The 16,425-nt window shown below is 60.9% G+C and carries 13 protein-coding genes; 11 read left to right on the forward strand and 2 right to left on the reverse strand.

The genetic code is table 11. From position 1 onward, the window contains the following. Positions 1–218 precede the first annotated feature (218 nt). The 9 genes from HDE79_RS11680 to HDE79_RS11720 all read left to right on the forward strand — a co-directional run bounded on the left by HDE79_RS11680 (position 219) and on the right by HDE79_RS11720 (position 10,272). On the forward strand, positions 219–1,880 hold the full coding sequence (locus HDE79_RS11680) for an OFA family MFS transporter (RefSeq protein ID WP_184602165.1): 1,662 nt from the start codon (positions 219–221) through the stop codon (positions 1,878–1,880). A 21-nt stretch (positions 1,881–1,901) separates the two neighbouring features. Next, positions 1,902–2,417 carry a formate dehydrogenase subunit gamma gene (locus HDE79_RS11685; protein ID WP_221440139.1) on the forward strand — a complete coding sequence of 172 codons (516 nt, stop codon included), beginning with the start codon at positions 1,902–1,904 and terminating at the stop codon, positions 2,415–2,417. Next, on the forward strand, positions 2,414–3,973 hold the full coding sequence (locus tag HDE79_RS11690) for an NADH-quinone oxidoreductase subunit NuoF (protein ID WP_184602166.1): 1,560 nt from the start codon (positions 2,414–2,416) through the stop codon (positions 3,971–3,973). Before HDE79_RS11685 ends, HDE79_RS11690 begins: the two co-directional genes overlap by 4 nt. 14 nt (positions 3,974–3,987) lie before the next feature. Continuing rightward, on the forward strand, positions 3,988–6,936 hold the full coding sequence (fdhF, locus tag HDE79_RS11695; RefSeq protein ID WP_184602167.1) for a formate dehydrogenase subunit alpha: 2,949 nt from the start codon (positions 3,988–3,990) through the stop codon (positions 6,934–6,936). After that, positions 6,923–7,795 carry a formate dehydrogenase accessory sulfurtransferase FdhD gene (gene fdhD, locus HDE79_RS11700; protein ID WP_255488392.1) on the forward strand — a complete coding sequence of 291 codons (873 nt, stop codon included), beginning with the start codon at positions 6,923–6,925 and terminating at the stop codon, positions 7,793–7,795. The genes fdhF and fdhD overlap by 14 nt, the downstream gene beginning before the upstream one ends. Further along, on the forward strand, positions 7,795–8,022 hold the full coding sequence (locus HDE79_RS11705; protein ID WP_184602168.1) for a formate dehydrogenase subunit delta: 228 nt from the start codon (positions 7,795–7,797) through the stop codon (positions 8,020–8,022). The genes fdhD and HDE79_RS11705 overlap by 1 nt, the downstream gene beginning before the upstream one ends. A 110-nt stretch (positions 8,023–8,132) precedes the next feature. After that, complete coding sequence (modA, locus tag HDE79_RS11710) at positions 8,133–8,897, forward strand: molybdate ABC transporter substrate-binding protein (RefSeq protein ID WP_184602169.1); 765 nt, start codon at positions 8,133–8,135, stop codon at positions 8,895–8,897. Positions 8,898–8,910: 13 nt separating this feature from the next. Continuing rightward, positions 8,911–9,585, forward strand: coding sequence for a molybdate ABC transporter permease subunit (gene modB, locus HDE79_RS11715; protein ID WP_184602170.1), 675 nt, complete (start codon positions 8,911–8,913; stop codon positions 9,583–9,585). A 3-nt stretch (positions 9,586–9,588) separates the two neighbouring features. Further along, the gene (locus tag HDE79_RS11720; protein ID WP_184602171.1) at positions 9,589–10,272 is read left to right on the forward strand and encodes an ATP-binding cassette domain-containing protein; all 684 of its coding nucleotides are present in this window, start codon (positions 9,589–9,591) and stop codon (positions 10,270–10,272) included. A 147-nt stretch (positions 10,273–10,419) separates the two neighbouring features. Here the strand turns inward: HDE79_RS11720 and HDE79_RS11725 are convergent, their stop codons facing one another. Beyond that, entirely contained in the window at positions 10,420–12,165 is a 1,746-nt protein-coding gene (locus tag HDE79_RS11725; protein WP_184602172.1) for an ABC transporter ATP-binding protein, read from the reverse strand. A gap of 160 nt (positions 12,166–12,325) precedes the next feature. After that, complete coding sequence (locus HDE79_RS11730; RefSeq protein WP_255488393.1) at positions 12,326–13,270, reverse strand: serine kinase; 945 nt, start codon at positions 13,268–13,270, stop codon at positions 12,326–12,328. 428 nt (positions 13,271–13,698) lie between these two features. Here HDE79_RS11730 and HDE79_RS11735 point away from each other — a divergent pair, with 428 nt between their 5' ends. Both HDE79_RS11735 and HDE79_RS11740 read left to right on the forward strand, forming a co-directional pair. Beyond that, positions 13,699–15,213: a radical SAM protein gene (locus tag HDE79_RS11735; RefSeq protein WP_184602174.1), complete on the forward strand. Its 1,515-nt coding sequence runs from the start codon at positions 13,699–13,701 to the stop codon at positions 15,211–15,213. Next, on the forward strand, positions 15,188–16,411 hold the full coding sequence (locus tag HDE79_RS11740; protein ID WP_184602175.1) for a nucleotidyltransferase family protein: 1,224 nt from the start codon (positions 15,188–15,190) through the stop codon (positions 16,409–16,411). Before HDE79_RS11735 ends, HDE79_RS11740 begins: the two co-directional genes overlap by 26 nt. Positions 16,412–16,425: the final 14 nt, after the last annotated feature.

Consider the following 16,425-nt stretch of genomic DNA (forward strand, 5'->3'; position numbering starts at 1 on the left):
GCAGGCGCCATTGTTACAAATTGATGTCTGCTGCGGATGCTCATCCTGCAGGCTTCAACTTCAGGCACGGAAGCAGACGATGACGACAAGATTGAGCGCTGAAGCGATTTGGCGGGCTGACGCTGCCTGGAAACCAACCGACATGTGAAACGCGCTGATGTCACCACAATAACGCCCGGCACATTCGCCGGATACTTCAACTCAATGAGAGAACGCTCATGGCAGGGGTACCAGAAGCAGTTGTTTCGTCAGCGGCAGCAGGAGCCAAGCCCGGATTTTTCGCCAGGGAACGCACCATCGCAGGACCGCGCTTCAATCGCTGGCTGGTGCCGCCGGCGGCGCTGGCGATCCACCTTTGCATCGGCATGGCCTACGGCTTCTCGGTGTTCTGGCTGCCGATGTCCAAGCTGCTGACCACCACCGACGTGGCCACCTGCGCCAACCTCGGCTTTTTTGCAGCGCTGACCAGCACCGGCTGCAACTGGACCGTGCCGCAGGTCACCCATATCTTTGAAACGTTTATCGCGATGCTGGGCATTTCGGCCGCGCTGTGGGGTGGTTGGCTGGAACATGCGGGGCCGCGCAAGGCCGGCTTTATCGCAGCGCTGTGCTGGGGCGGCGGCCTGATTGTCGGTGGCATCGGCGTGTCGACGCATCAGCTTTGGTTGGTGTTCCTGGGCTGCGGTGTCCTCGGTGGCGTCGGCCAGGGTCTGGGCTACATCACTCCAGTGTCTTCGCTGATCAAGTGGTTTCCGGATCGCCGCGGTATGGCGACCGGGTTCGCCATCATGGGTTACGGCGGCGGCGCGATGATCGGTGCGCCGCTGGCGGTGGCACTGATGAAGCACTTCTCGGATACCAGCGCGCAAGGTGTCGCATCGACCTTGATGGTGATGGGCGCGATCTATTTCATCGTGATGGCCTGTGGCGCGCTGGGTTTTCGCGTCTCACCCAATGGCTGGTATCCGAAGGGATGGACACCACCGGCCAAGGATGATGGCAAGTCGATGATCACGCGCCGCCATGTGCATCTGAGCCGTGCGTGGAAAACACCACAATTCTGGCTGTTGTGGGGTGTGTTGTTCCTCAACGTCACTGCCGGCATTTCGGTGATCTCGATGGCCAGCCCGATGCTGCAGGACGTGTTCGGCGGCAAGCTGGCGGGTCTGGCTGACGTGGCCGCCACGCTCACAGCAGCACAGAAGGCGGCGGTCGTTGCCTCGGCAGCGGGACTGGTCGGGCTGATCAGCCTGTTCAACAGCCTCGGCCGCCTGTTCTGGGCGTCGCTGTCCGACAAGCTTGGCCGCAAGGGCACGTACTACATGTTCTTCGTGCTGGGTATCGTTTCGTATTGTCTGTTGCCGACGTGGGGGCATCTGGCACTGGCCGGCCTGTTCGTGGCCACGGTCTGTCTCATTCTCAGCATGTACGGCGGCGGCTTTGCCACCATCCCGGCATATCTGGCCGACCTGTTCGGCACACAAATGGTGGGTGCGATCCACGGCCGTTTGCTGACGGCGTGGTCGGCAGCCGGCGTGATCGGGCCGTTCTTGATCGCCGCGATTCGCCAGACGCAGATCGATGCCGGCGTGGCCAAGAACCTCGTCTACGACCACACGCTGTACATCATGGCCGGTCTGTTGCTGCTGGGCCTGATCTGCAATTCGCTGGTGCGACCGGTCAAGGATTCGGTCTTCATGAGCGATGCAGAATTGGCGCATGAGCGCTCGCTGCAGCACGAGGACCTGATCACGTCCAGCGCCGAAACCTCGGCGCGCGGCAGCTTCGGTGTCATCGGTATGCTGGCGTGGTTGGCGGTTGGCGTGCCATTCCTGATCGGCTTGTACATTGCATTGGCAAAGGCCGCGGCACTGTTCTGAGAAATGTTTGAAGGTGATGCAATGAAACGTGCTGCCAATCCGAATGCACTCAATCAGGGCATGCTGCCGGATATCCCCGACGATATCCGCGCCGCAGTACTCGAAGTCACGGGCCGGCTCAAGGATCTACCAGGCGCTTTGCTGCCCGTGCTGCACGGCGTGCAACAGGCGCTGGGCTATGTACCGGAGGCATCGGTGCCGCTGATCGCGCGCGAGCTGAACCTCTCTCGCGCCGACGTGCATGGCGTCATCACGTTTTATCACTTCTTTCGCAGCAAGCCGTCCGGGAAGCACGTCATTTATGTCTGCCGCGCGGAATCCTGTCAGGCGATGGGCGCCGTGGCGCTGGAACACCACATCAAGCAGCGCCTCGGCGTAGACTTCCACGAGACCACCGCGGATGGCGCGTATACGTTGGAGCCGGTCTATTGCCTCGGCAACTGCGCCTGCTCGCCAGCGATCATGGTGGATGACGAACTCAAAGGCCGGGTGACAGCGAAGCTGTTCGATGCGTGGCTGGCCGCGGAGGCAACATGAGCATCACGGTTTACGTGCCGCGCGATGCCGGCGCCCTGTCACTGGGGGCCGAAGCGGTAGCCAAGGCCATTACCACCGAAGCGAAACGGCGCGATATCGATATCCGCATCGTGCGCAACGGTTCGCGTGGTCTGTACTGGCTGGAGCCAATGGTCGAAGTGGAAATGTCCCATGGACGCGCGGCCTTCGGTCCGGTGCAAGCTGACGATGTCGCTGGCCTGTTCGAGGCCAATTTCCTGCATAACGGCATGCATGCATTGAGTCTCGGACGAACCGAAGACATTCCCTATCTGAAAAGCCAGCAACGACTCACCTTTACTCGCGTCGGCATCGTCGATCCACGCAGTCTGGATGACTACCGCACACACGGTGGCTATCGCGGATTGCAGGCTGCGCTCGGCATGACCGGCCCCGAGGTGGTGCAGGCCGTCACCGATTCCGGCCTGCGCGGCCGCGGTGGTGCCGCCTTCCCTGCCGGCATCAAGTGGAAGACCTGCATGGATGCGCAGGCGGGACAGAAATACATCGTCTGCAATGCGGATGAGGGTGATTCGGGTACTTATGCCGACCGCATGATCATGGAAGGCGACCCGTTCGTACTCATCGAAGGCATGACCATCGCCGGACTCGCAGTCGGTGCGACGCACGGCTACATCTATCTGCGGGTGGAATACCCGCACGCGCAGCGCGCGCTGGAATCGGCCATCCAGACGGCGGGAACCGAGGGCTATCTCGGCGACAACGTACGTGGCAGCGGCAAGGCGTTTCATCTGGAAGTGCGCATGGCTGCCGGCGCTTACATATGTGGCGAAGAAACCTCGCTGCTGGAAAGCCTTGAAGGCAAGCGCGGCCAGGTGCGTTTCAAGCCACCGCTGCCAGCGATCGAAGGCTTGTTCGGCAAGCCCACGGTGATCAACAATGTGGTGACACTGGCAACGGTACCGACGATTCTGGACAAGGGCGCTGCGTTCTATCGCGACTACGGCATGGGCCGCTCGCGCGGCACGCTGCCGATGCAGCTGGCTGGCAACCTGAAGCGTACGGGTCTGGTCGAGCGCGCGTTTGGCCTGACACTGCGCGAGTTGATCGAGGAATATGGTGGCGGCACGGCCAGTGGCCGAGCGGTGCGCGCAGTGCAGGTGGGCGGTCCGCTGGGCGCGTATATTCCGATCTCCCAACTCGATACACCGATCGACTACGAAGCGTTCATTGCGATCGGCGGCATGCTCGGCCACGGCGGCATCGTGGTATTCGACGACAGCGTCGACATGGCTGCGCAGGCGCGCTATGCGATGGAGTTTTGCGCAATCGAGTCCTGTGGCAAGTGCACACCATGCCGTATCGGCTCGACCCGTGGCGTTGAGGTGATCGACCGTCTCAAAGCCGGCAATGCCGCCGAACGCGACCGCAACGAAGTGCTACTGCGCGATCTCTGCCAGACCATGCTGGGTGGTTCGCTCTGCGCGCTGGGCGGCATGGCACCGTTCCCCGTGCTCAGCGCATTGGATCATTTCCCCGAAGATTTCGCGGGCGCCGCCGAAGCGGCTACGTCCTGAGGAGGTAACGCGTCATGTTGTCCATTGTCGAGATCGACTACGGCACCCCGAAAGCCGTTTCCGCGAACACCGTCATCCTGCAGATCGATGGCAAGAACATCAGCGTGCCCGAGGGCACATCGGTAATGCGCGCCGCTGCACAGGCCGGCATCAATATTCCGAAACTCTGCGCCACCGAGATGCTTGATGCGTTCGGCTCATGCCGCCTCTGCCTGGTCGAGATCGAAGGCCGCAAGGGCTATCCAGCGTCCTGCACCACGCCGGTGGCCGCCGGCATGAAGATCAGCACGCAGACGCCCAAGCTCGCCGAAATCCGTCGCGGCGTGATGGAGCTGTACATCTCCGATCATCCGCTCGACTGCCTCACCTGCCCCGCCAATGGACACTGCGAACTGCAGGATATGGCTGGTGTGGTCGGCCTGCGCGAAGTGCGCTATGGCTACGAGGGCGCCAACCATGTTTTTGCACGCATCCCTGCGAGCAAAGGTCAAAAAGCGGCCATCCATGGCCGCACTCATGAATTAGTGCCGAACCCACTGTTTTCCCCGAAAGACGAATCCAACCCCTACTTCACCTTCGATCCTTCCAAGTGCATCGCCTGCTCACGTTGCGTACGCGCCTGCGATGAGGTACAGGGCACGTTTGCGCTGACGATCCAGGGGCGTGGTTTCGAATCCAAGGTTGCCGCCAGCCAGGACAACCGCTTCCTCGACTCCGAGTGCGTGTCGTGCGGCGCCTGCGTGCAGGCCTGCCCTACCGCCACGCTGTCGGAAAAATCGCTGATCGACAAGGGACAGGCCGAGCACAGCGTCACGACGACCTGCGCCTATTGCGGCGTCGGCTGCAGCTTCCGCGCCGAAATGAAGGGCGAGGAAATCGTGCGCATGGTGCCGAACAAGGACGGCCACGCGAATCACGGCCACTCCTGCGTCAAGGGACGCTTCGCCATCGGCTATGCCAGCCACCCGGACCGCATCACCACCCCGATGATCCGCGCCAGCATCGCCGATCCGTGGAAAGTGGTCAGCTGGGATGAAGCATTCGCTCACGTCGGCAGCGAGTTCAAGCGGCTGCAGGCCACCTATGGCACCCATTCCGTCGGCGGCATCACCTCCTCGCGCTGCACCAACGAGGAAACCTATCTGGTGCAGAAACTGGTCCGCGCCGGCTTCGGCAACAACAACGTCGACACCTGCGCCCGCGTGTGTCATTCGCCGACTGGCTACGGCCTCAAAGCCACGATGGGAGAATCGGCCGGCACGCAGGATTTCGATTCAATCGAAAAGACCGACGTGGTGCTGGTGATTGGTGCCAACCCCACCGACGCGCATCCGGTCTTCGGCTCACAGATGAAGCAGCGACTGCGGGCGGGCGCCAAGCTCATCGTGATCGACCCGCGCCGCATCGACCTTGTACGCACACCGCATATCAAGGCCGACTATCACCTTAAGCTGAAACCCGGTACGAATGTCGCCGTGCTCAATACAATGGCCTATGTCATCGTTTCCGAGGGCCTGGTCGACCATGATTTCGTCGCCAGGCGCTGCGAACCGGAAGCCTTTGCCAAATGGTCCGCGTTCGTATCCCAGGACAAATACAGCCCCGAGGCGATGGAGGCGCAGACTGGTGTCTCCGCTGAGGCAGTTCGCGGCGCCGCACGCTTGTACGCCACTGGTGGCAACGGCGCGATCTATTACGGGCTGGGCGTGACCGAGCACGCACAGGGCTCGACAACGGTAATGGCGATCGCCAATCTCGCCATGGCCACCGGCAATATCGGTCGCGAAGGTGTCGGCGTGAACCCGCTGCGCGGCCAGAACAACGTGCAGGGTTCGTGCGATATGGGTTCGTTCCCGCACGAGTTTCCCGGCTATCGCCACGTCAGCGACGTCGCCACCCGCGAGCTGTTCGAAAAAGCCTGGGGCGTGCCGCTGTACAACGAGCCGGGTCTGCGCATTCCCAACATGTTCGAGGCGGCGCTCGATGGCAGCTTCAAGGGCCTGTATGTCGAGGGTGAGGACATCGCCCAGTCCGATCCGGATACCCAGCACGTGACCGCCGCGCTCAGCGCGATGGAGTGCGTCGTGGTGCAGGACCTGTTCCTTAATGAGACGGCCAAATACGCGCACGTGTTTCTTCCCGGCAGCTCATTCCTGGAAAAGGACGGTACTTTTACCAACGCCGAGCGCCGCGTCTCGCGCGTGCGCAAGGTGATGGCGCCCAAGGCCGGCTATGCGGACTGGGAGATCACCCAGAAACTGGCGCAGGCGATGGGCTATCCGATGAACTACGGTCACGCGTCGGAGATAATGGACGAGATCGCCGCGCTCACGCCGACATTCCACGGCGTCAGCTTCGACCGCATCGACGAGCTGGGTTCGGTCCAGTGGCCGTGCAACGAGGAGCACCCGAACGGTACGCCGGTGATGCACGTCGACGAGTTCGTCCGCGGCAAGGGCCGCTTCATGCTGACCGAATACGTACCGACCCGCGAGAAGGTCAACGCCGAGCATCCGCTGATCCTCACCACCGGGCGCATCCTTAGCCAGTACAACGTGGGTGCACAGACGCGGCGTACGGCCAACGTGATGTGGCACGACGAGGACCGGCTGGAAATCCATCCGCATGACGCGGAGGAACGCGGCATCAACGACGCCGACTGGGTCGGTATTGCCAGCCGCTCGGGCGAAACCGTGCTGCGCGCCATGGTCTCCGAGCGCATGCAGCCCGGTGTGGTCTACACGACGTTTCATTTTCCCGAGTCCGGCGCCAACGTCATCACCACCGATAACTCGGACTGGGCGACCAACTGTCCCGAGTACAAGGTCACCGCGGTGCAAGTCACCCGCGTGTCGCAGCCGTCCGAATGGCAGAAGCGTTTTCGCGCCTTCTCCAACGAACAGCAGTCACTACTGGACCAATCGGCTGCGGCTCAACCGGCAGATACGCTTGGGCAACAGTGAGAAAACAGGGCCAGAGGCCGGTTTGCCAAGCGCCGGCTTCGTCGGCCGCCCCGTCGATCGCTGGCGTGATGGCAAGGCGACGCACGAGGACGATTGCGTCGCCGAAGAGATGCCGATCGCGATGCTCTACAACGGCGTGAGTTTTGCCGTGATGATGGCGACACCGCATGATCTCGAAGATTTCGCGCTGGGCTTTTCGCTGAGCGAGGGACTGATCGCATCGCCGGCACAACTGCAGGAGGTCGAAGTCCAGACCTTGCTCGAAGGCATTCAACTTTCGATGACCGTCACTGACGAAGCTCACGGTGCGCATCTCGCCAATCAGCATGAGCGACTGCTACCCGGTCGCAGTGGCTGCGGCATCTGCGGCACCCGCGATCTGGAGCAGGCGATACGCCAGAGTTCGCCAGTCGGTGCAGGCTGCACCACAACGCGCAGAGCGCTGGAAAACGCGTTGAGCCAGCTGCACTCCCAGCAACCCATGAATGCAGCGACGGGTGCCGTGCATGCCGCGGCATGGGCTGACCATGAAGGAGACATTCTGCTGGTGCGCGAGGACGTTGGCCGCCACAACGCACTGGATAAACTCATTGGCGCGATGCATCGCGCCTCCATCGATCCGCAGATAGGTATGGCGCTGGTCACCAGCCGCGCCAGCTACGAGATGGTGACCAAGGCATCCAGCGCCGGCATCGCCCTGCTCGCCGCCATTTCCGCACCTACCGCGCTGGCGATCGAGCTGGCGCGCAGCGCTGGCATCACCCTGGTCGGCTTCGCCCGACCCGGCAGCCACAACGTCTATACCCATCCGCATCGACTGTTGTCCGATCAGCCGTCCGAACGTTTGCAGGAGCCATGATGCACATCGAACGACTGATCACCATGGCCAACGATATCGCCACGTATTTCACCTCGGAGCCTGACCACGCCACCGCGGTGAATGGCGTGCGCGATCACCTGACCCGCTTCTGGGACCCCGTGATGCGTCGCCAGCTGAAAACTTTTGTCACCGAAGGTGGCGAAGGCCTGTTGCCATTGGCCAACGAGGCAGTCGAAGGCTTGAACGTACCCGCCGTGCTCAACTAAGCGGACTTATCGCGTATAAGCAGACTGCAGCACTGTCGTTGGTCCATACCTTTGACTGACGCCATGTAGTCGACTATATATCGAGCGATTCCATCAATTTCGGGACAAACATGCACAAGACCCGCCCGCGCCACATGGCATTCGCCCTCTCGTTGGCTATGACTTTCTGGGTCGGTTCCGCAGCTGCCGGTGACGTGGTGGTGTCGGCTGCATCGAGTCTTACCAATGCATTCCAGAACGTGGCCACAGCCTACGAGGCAAAGCATCCGGGCACCAAGGTGGTGCTCAACTTTGCGGCGTCGGACGTGCTGTTGCAGCAGATTGCCAATGGTGCGCCGGCCGACGTATTTGCCTCCGCCGACCAGACGGCGATGGACAAGGCGCAAACGCAAGGCGTGCTGCTGAAGGGCTCGCGGAAAAATTTCGCGACCAACCAGCTGGTGCTGATCGTGCCGATGGCGAGTCATTTGAATATCACCAGCCTCAAGGATCTCGACCAGCCTGCCATCAAGCGGATTGCCTACGGTGATCCGGCCTCGGTTCCGGTCGGTCGTTATACGAAGGCAGCGCTGGAGGCAGATGGTTCGTGGCCGGCGGTGTCGGCCAAGGCCGTGCTGGCGCAGAACGTGCGGCAGAGTCTGGATTACGTAGCACGCGACGAGGTCGATGCCGGCTTCGTGTTCGCCACCGATGCCGCCATCATGCCGGACAAGGTCAGGATCACGTTGCGGGTGAGCTCACCCACGCCGATTAGCTATCCGATCGCGGTCGTCTCGCTGGCAAAGCACGTCGACGACGCCAGGGCATTCGAGGACTTCGTGCTTTCGCCGGAAGGTCAGCAACTGCTGGCAAAGTCCGGCTTCCTCAAGCCTTGAACTGAAACGCCCGATGGATATCTGGATGCCGTTGCTGCTGTCGCTGAAAGTGGCGATCTGGGCAACGGCGCTGAATCTACTGATCGGAGTCGCGGTGGCCTTCGGTCTGTCGCGGTGGAGTTCGCCGCTGCGTGATCTGCTCGATTCACTACTGACCCTGCCGCTGGTTCTGCCTCCCACTGTGCTGGGATATTACCTGCTGGTGCTATTGGGCCGGCGCGGCGTTTTTGGTGCGTGGCTTGAACGCTGGGGCATCAATCCAGTGTTTACCTGGGAGGGCGCAGTGATCGCCTCGACCCTGGTTGCCTTTCCGTTGATCCAGAAAGCCGCGCGTGCAGCCTTCGAGAATGTCGATCCGCAGCTGGAAAGCGCCGCGCGTGTGCTTGGCCTGTCCGAATGGGCAGTGTTCTTCCGGATATCGCTACCGCTGGCCTCGAAAGGAATCACCGCCGGCGCCCTGCTCGCCTTTGCCCGCGCCCTGGGTGAATTCGGTGCCACGCTGATGATTGCCGGCAACCTCCCCGGTCGCACGCAGACGCTCTCCGTCGCGATCTACGCCGCTGTCCAGGCTGGCGACGACAGGGGGGCCAACATACTCGTGATCGTGGCCTCGACGACCTGTGTGGTGGTGCTGCTGATCGCCGGCAGGCTCGCACCGGACCGCTCACGACTGCGGCGAGTGTCCTGACGTATGACCGTAGATATTTCATTTCGCCGCGTACTGGCCAACACCGACCGACGCTTCGAGCTGGATGTCGCCTTTCGTTCAACGAGCCGACGTGTCGTTTTGTATGGGCCTTCCGGTTCCGGCAAGAGCATGACGCTGCGCGCGATCGCGGGACTGCTGACGCCGGACGAAGGCCGTATAGCCGTGAATCAACACGTACTGTTTGACTCGGCGCTCAGTGTGAATCTGGCACCACAGGTGCGCAAGGTCGGCTACCTGTTTCAAGATTACGCGCTGTTCCCGCATCTTTCAGTAGCACAGAACGTGGCGTTCGGCATGCGTACCGGCATCCTCAATCCGCGCAGAGGAGCTATCCCCCAAGTCGCGGCAAGCTGGCTCGAAGCGTTTGAACTCGATGTCGTAGCGACGCACTACCCATCACAGATTTCCGGCGGGCAGAAGCAACGCGTGGCGCTGGCTCGCGCGCTCGCCGCCGAGCCCGACATCCTGCTGCTGGATGAACCCTTTTCGGCACTGGACCCGCCATTGCGTGTGCGCATGCGTCGCGAGCTGGCCGCACTGCAGACGCGTCTCGATCTGCAGATGCTGATCATCACGCATGATCCGGCAGATGTGGAGGCACTGGGTGACCACGTGCTGGAGATCCGCGATGGACGCATCTTCAGCGACTCGGCTACCGCCAGCTAACAGTGCTGCGGCTGGCGCCTAATCCGTCGCGCCCAGGATGATGCTCGATGCCTTGATGGCCACGATCACGCCGCTCCAGCGAGAAGCGGTCTGGCGAGTCCCAGCCTCGCGCGTCGAAAAGTCGAGAACGAGTCCACCGGGTTCACATCATGACGATTTAAGGCGATTCGACGAACCAAATAAGGGTGCCGCGTGCGGTGAGTCAGCTTTCCCCGTAACCGTTCTGATACGGTCATTGCCAATGGTCAGGCACTGGTCCGCGATCGCCGCTACGCTGGTCCGATGCGAGACCGCGATCAAGATCGTCTGTGGCAAACGACGCTTTATTGCTGAAAGGACCGCTATCTCGGAGGCGGCATCAAGCGCGCTCGTTGCTTCGTCCAGCAACGCCAGAAAGGGCTGTCGCAGAATGACCTGTGCCAGCAGCAACCGCTGCAGTTCGCCTCCGGAAAGCCGGCTCGAAGAGCTGTGCAACGTTGTATCGAGTCCATGACGCGAGCCGGCCAATCGATTGTCGAGGCCGACGTCCATCAATGCACTCAGCAACATCTCATCGGAGGCTTCGGGCGCAGCCCACAGCAGACATTCGCGCACGGAATGCTGCCAAGGTCGGACATTCTGGCTGACATAAGCTCCATTTCGCACGAGTGCGCGGTACTCGTCAAAATCGATCTGCCGTTCGCCGACGCGTGCCGCAAAATCCTCGGGAATCATCATGCCTGCCAGGACATCGACGAGGCTGCTCTTTCCGATGCCGGAGTCACCACAAACAAGAGTCAGTTCGCCGGGTACCAAAACCAGATCACCCACATCAAGGCCGGTTGATGGCGGCCTCAGCCGCATTCGCGTGATGTGCAGCGTACTGACGGAAGTCGCCGTGCACGACGGTGCAACAGGCAATCGGACTGAATCCAGACGCATGTATCTCTGCCAAAGCTCGAATGCCGGGGCAGCCGAACGCAGCTGCTGGAAGCTCTGCCGGGTCGAGACCATATAAGGCAACACGCGTCCGAGCAACAAACACACGGCAATGAGCGACGGCTGATCGATTCCGTGCCAGCGGTGGGCGAGCACGAAGACCACCGCGATCCCGATCGCCGCCAGCAATTCCAGCAAAAGCCGTCCGGAGGCAATGAGCTCCAGCTGACGTTCGTAGCCATGGCACAACCGAGCGGAAATGGCGCCGTAACTTGCTTTTTCCGCGTCCTCCCGTTCGAACGAACGAACGTGACGCAAGCGTCGCGGAAAATCCTCGCTGTGCCAGAACAACTCTGTCATGTCTGCAACGTACTTTCGGCTGACCGACGCTTGCTCGTGACCAAAGACACGCGATGCAATGAGCCCAAAACCCACCAGCAAAGGTGCTCCAAACATCAATGGCGGCGATACCCAGAACGCAAATCCCAGGCTGACGGCGGATGTGACGCCGGCTACCAGAAGCAGCTGCAGCGCACTGAAACCCTGAACAATGATTTCGACGTTATATGTGAGGACATTGGCGATTTCCGCGGATGTGGAGTCCGCGAGCGAAGCCAACGGAGCGTCGATCAGGCGTGCGTGAACTGTGCGTCGCAGGCTCATACCGTAACGGCCAACCAGACGCGCTCCCAACCGCGCCGCCTGCCAACGCATCAAAGCAAACGTGCCGGTTGCGGCAGCGAAGATTGCAACATGTATTTCGACGCTGCCACCTGCGTCAAACAGGCTACCGCCGAATAGCAACGGGTGGCCCGGCTGAACCAAAGGCACCAGAAATACCGTCGCGAAGCTGCCGGCAAATGCCGCACCCAGCGATAGCACGACGTACGCTACAGTTTCCGCGAGATCGACGCCCATGAGTCTGTGCGCAAGCGAACGCAGCAGGTCGTTGGGCACCAGCGGCTCGTTAGGCATGTTTATGCGCTCATTCGGCTGGCACGGAACAATGACTTCGCTGACGCTTTTTAAGGCTCAGAACAACGCCTCTCCGCGGGTTGAAAATTCCCATGCCGGTAAGTGCGATCTCAGAGGTGAAAGGTTGCCTTGACGCGACCGCCGCAAGCGATCCGGAAAATCAGTCGAGAAGATGTCGCAGCGCGTCTACGGACGCTCGCGGATGGCGACCGCGGCGCAGTTGATGAACGCCTAACTGCATCGACTGTTGCTCGAAGTGTTGCCAGCCTGGCTGTCCGACCGCATACGGCTGATCGGCGGACAGCCTTGCGGCGATTTCGTCTCGAGGCACCGCGCTCAATAAAACATCCGGGTCGTCGGCCGATTGATTGGAGACGAAAACCACGCCCGCCAGCCGCAATGGAACCGCGGCGAGGTGTCCATGATCCTGTCGTAAATCCGCTTCGAACTTTTCGACGCCACTGCGGCGACGGATGATTGGCGCCTGGCTGATCCAGCGCCTGATCTTGTCGTCCTCGACGAAATTCAATGCATCGGCCTGCACGTGCAAGTAATTGGCGACACCCGTGGCGAGCATGCTCTCTGGTTGCACTAACACGGCGTCCTCAGCGAGAAACTCCAAGCCATCCAGAAAACTGTGCAAGGCCAGCGTCGACTTGCCTGATCCACTCGCTCCCAGCAACAAGATTCCACGCCCCTGCCGGCCAACACAGGCAGCATGTAGTGGCACCAGCCCCAATCCACGTGTCGCCAGAATGAAGACCGCGAATTCGATCAGCTCATAACGCAAGTGGTAAGGACGACTGAGCATGTCTTCAGAGGCCACCACCAGAGCCTTATGTTGCTCAGGCGCAATGACTACATAGTTCGACGCGTCCATGACGCCGCAGAGAAAGCCCGCACCCGATGTCGTCTCTACGGGAGGAGGCTCCGATGCGTTCGGCTCAGCCTGTCGACGCGAAAGGCGCAATTCAATGCGGAATTCGGGTACAGCCATCGGCAACTGATAGCGCGGCAGGCCGCCATAGGCGATCTCGACCAGACGAAGCAGAGACTCGCTGGTGCTTTCGAAGTGGAACTTTCCTCCCAATATCTGCATGCGCATAGAGAAGTTGTGACCGGATCGCTCGCAAAATGGGTCGGCGCCATCCTTTCGACCGCCATGGCGTGGGGTCAAGGCCATCGTCGTCGTTCAAAAGTTTCAGTCGTCTGGATGTCACTGCGCAGCACTGCACGAATTCCAAATAGGTTGGCTTCGTGTGTGCGACATCAAAGAAAAAAGGTTGCCGCTGAGTAGGTGCCGCACGCCATCCTGAGAGTTTTCCGAGAGGCAGCCGATGCGCCTCGATGGTTACGCATGGATCGCCGCTACGGGCCAAGGATTCAAATGCTTTTGCTGCACAAGGCAACCGAAAGGCTGCGCCGCGGCACTCACCTCAGAAACATGACACCGAACGATGGGTTCTTCAGACCGGCCCGACGTCGATGCGTGCTGCAGCTTATTCCCACGGCTACGACCGAGGCCTCTCCGAGATGCTAAAGATTCAAGTTGGCCACTCCTACTTTTTGAGCTACGACCGAAAACAGTGGGAACGTGGCAAGCCCTATCCTCCACTCGCCACGATCCAGATCGCCGCACTTTTAAGGCAAGTAGGCCACGACGTCACACTCTTCGACGCGATGCTTGCCGACGGCGTTGAAGACTATGAAGGGTCATTTCAGGCTGCGCGACCGGACGTCGTCGTCATCTACGAAGACAACTTCAACTACCTGACGAAGATGTGCCTTGGGCGCATGCGTGAGGCGGCCTGCCAGATGATTACCGAAGCCCGCACTCACGGCGCCCGGGTTATCGTTGCGGGTTCCGACGCTTCCGATCATCCGGATGCCTTTCTCTCGGCGGGCGCTCACGCCGTCCTGATCGGTGAAGGCATTGGAGCTCTTATTGAATTGATCGGGCGGCTCGAACGCGATCCAGGCGTCGACGCGGCAAGTTGGGTATCCGATATCGCGGGTATCGCTACGCTGGTGAGCGGCCAGACTCGCTTGATGCGCATCGGCGCACAACCGCCGGATCTGCGATTGATCGGCCACCCCGCGTGGGATCTGGTCGACATCGAACGCTATCGGACAATGTGGCTCGAACGGCATGGGTACTTCAGCCTCAACATGGCAGCATCCCGCGGCTGCCCTTTCCGTTGCAACTGGTGCGCAAAGCCGATCTGGGGAAACCACTACAGGCAACGCGGTGCCCAGGATGTGGCCGCAGAAATGACTTATCTGAAACGGACGTTCAAGCCTGATCACATCTGGATGGCCGATGACATCTTCGGCTTCCATGTCGACTGGGTGGCAGAGTTCGGTGCGCATTTGATCGACGCCGATGGATCCGTTCCATTCACCATCCAGACGCGCGCTGACCTGATCAGCGAACGCATGGGCAATGCGCTTGAACAGGCCGGATGTGCCGAAGCCTGGATCGGTGCGGAGAGCGGCAGTCAGCGCGTACTCGATGCCATGACCAAGGGCACGAAGGTCGAAGAACTCATCGTCGCACGCGGACGACTGGGTGAACACGGTATTCGCGTGGGATTCTTCATCCAGCTGGGCTATCTCGGCGAGCAACTGGCTGATCTGCTGATGACGCGCGAACTGATCAGACAGGCTGCTCCGGACGATATCGGCGTCAGCGTTTCGTATCCGCTGCCAGGAACGAAATTCTACGAGCAGGTCAAAGCCCAACTGGGCGCAAAGACGCATTGGCAGGACAGCGGCGACTTGGCGATGATGTTCCGTGGCGCTTACGACTCGGATTTCTACCGCAGCGTCCGCGATCTGCTGCATGAGCAGGTCACGTTTCAGCAATTGGCTACCGGTGAACCACCGGAGCTCCGCAGTCAAGCTGGCCTGGCGCTTGATGCACGTTGGGATGCACTGATCGCAAGCGAGCAATCACACCGTTCCGACGATCCGACCCTGCCGCTTGCAACCGTGCAGCAAACCAATGTCCAGGTGAAACGTCATGCCGCCGTCTCTCAAAATCGTTAAGGAGGGTTTGCGCCGTACCACGGAGGCGCTTGCCTTGGAGTTGGCGCTTCCACAGCCCAGTGACACCGCACCCGAGTGGAGCGATCTCGAATGGCAGTTGGCGTCCGCCGCCGCCGTCGCGCACGGCGTATCACCTCTACTTTGCAAGTCGTCCCAATGGCAAAACCCGGGATGGAAGTTTTTTCTGGCAAGTCAGCAAGCACACGTTGAGCATCGCCATCGACGCATTGCAGCGCTACTGGAACGCATCGATACCGACGCCCGTGCCGTCGATTTGGCGATCGTTCCCCTGAAGGGTTCGGCATTGCACGCCCTGCGACTCTATGAGCCCGGCGACCGTCCCATGGCCGACATCGACTTGCTGGTCCGCGAGGAGGACGCGGGACGGACGATCAAGTTGCTGCAAGAGCTCGGCTACGTGGAATCGTTCGTCGTGTGGAAGCACCATGTGTTCAAGCCGGCGAAGGGCGAGCCAGTGGTGGGGTTGGGCGAACACCGCGACACTCCGATCAATATCGAACTGCATACACGTATCCAGGAACGCCTACCGGTAACGGCCGTCGACATCACCCGGCGGATCTATCCGCGGCAGCCCCACCCAGGCCTGAATCCTTATCCGTCAGACGGCGCCTTGATGAGCCATCTGCTGCTGCACGCCGCAGGCAACATCTGTCACCGCAGCTTGCGCCTGCTGCATCTGAACGACATTGCACGACTGTCGGCGCGCATGTCGCCAAGCGACTGGGACTCCTTGTGGGACACGCACAGCGTTGATGCTCCCTGGTGGGCACTGCCGCCGTTGCGCCTGGTCGAACGCTATTACGCAAACACCATCCCCAAAAACGTGTTGGCCAGACTCGCGTCTCACTGCCACCCGTTGCTGAAGATCGTTTCACGCCGCCAGACCCTGACCCAGGTGTCGTGCTCGGAACTCTGGCACCACACGCTTCACGGCGTCGAATGGCTCCGCTCTTTTCGTGATATCGGGCGTTACGTCAGGAATCGTGTCAGGCCTACGGACGAAGCCCTGAAGGAACACACCGACCTGGTCCGGACGCAGATCTGGCTCCAGGAGAAAAGCTGGGTGACGTTGTCTCGCGGCCAGCGCGCCTTGGCATTACTCACCCGCCCTCTCCCTCGGATGGATACGCTGTACGTGGTGCGTGCGGCGTTGGAGGCTCCGCCTCCCTCTGGCTAGGACGAGATCGCAGC

Source organism: Rhodanobacter sp. MP1X3 (assembly GCF_014207165.1).
GTDB lineage: Bacteria > Pseudomonadota > Gammaproteobacteria > Xanthomonadales > Rhodanobacteraceae > Rhodanobacter.

What these genes read in the sequence shown, in the direction of transcription:
- HDE79_RS11680 (WP_184602165.1), top strand. Translation starts at nt 219, where the DNA reads ATGGCAGGGGTACCAGAAGCAGTTGTTTCGTCAGCGGCAGCAGGAGCC.
- HDE79_RS11685 (WP_221440139.1), top strand. Translation starts at nt 1,902, where the DNA reads ATGAAACGTGCTGCCAATCCGAATGCACTCAATCAGGGCATGCTGCCG.
- HDE79_RS11690 (WP_184602166.1), top strand. Translation starts at nt 2,414, where the DNA reads ATGAGCATCACGGTTTACGTGCCGCGCGATGCCGGCGCCCTGTCACTG.
- fdhF (WP_184602167.1), top strand. Translation starts at nt 3,988, where the DNA reads ATGTTGTCCATTGTCGAGATCGACTACGGCACCCCGAAAGCCGTTTCC.
- HDE79_RS11705 (WP_184602168.1), top strand. Translation starts at nt 7,795, where the DNA reads ATGCACATCGAACGACTGATCACCATGGCCAACGATATCGCCACGTAT.
- modA (WP_184602169.1), top strand. Translation starts at nt 8,133, where the DNA reads ATGCACAAGACCCGCCCGCGCCACATGGCATTCGCCCTCTCGTTGGCT.
- modB (WP_184602170.1), top strand. Translation starts at nt 8,911, where the DNA reads ATGGATATCTGGATGCCGTTGCTGCTGTCGCTGAAAGTGGCGATCTGG.
- HDE79_RS11720 (WP_184602171.1), top strand. Translation starts at nt 9,589, where the DNA reads ATGACCGTAGATATTTCATTTCGCCGCGTACTGGCCAACACCGACCGA.
- HDE79_RS11725 (WP_184602172.1), bottom strand. Translation starts at nt 12,165, where the DNA reads ATGCCTAACGAGCCGCTGGTGCCCAACGACCTGCTGCGTTCGCTTGCG.
- HDE79_RS11730 (WP_255488393.1), bottom strand. Translation starts at nt 13,270, where the DNA reads ATGCGCATGCAGATATTGGGAGGAAAGTTCCACTTCGAAAGCACCAGC.
- HDE79_RS11735 (WP_184602174.1), top strand. Translation starts at nt 13,699, where the DNA reads ATGCTAAAGATTCAAGTTGGCCACTCCTACTTTTTGAGCTACGACCGA.
- HDE79_RS11740 (WP_184602175.1), top strand. Translation starts at nt 15,188, where the DNA reads ATGCCGCCGTCTCTCAAAATCGTTAAGGAGGGTTTGCGCCGTACCACG.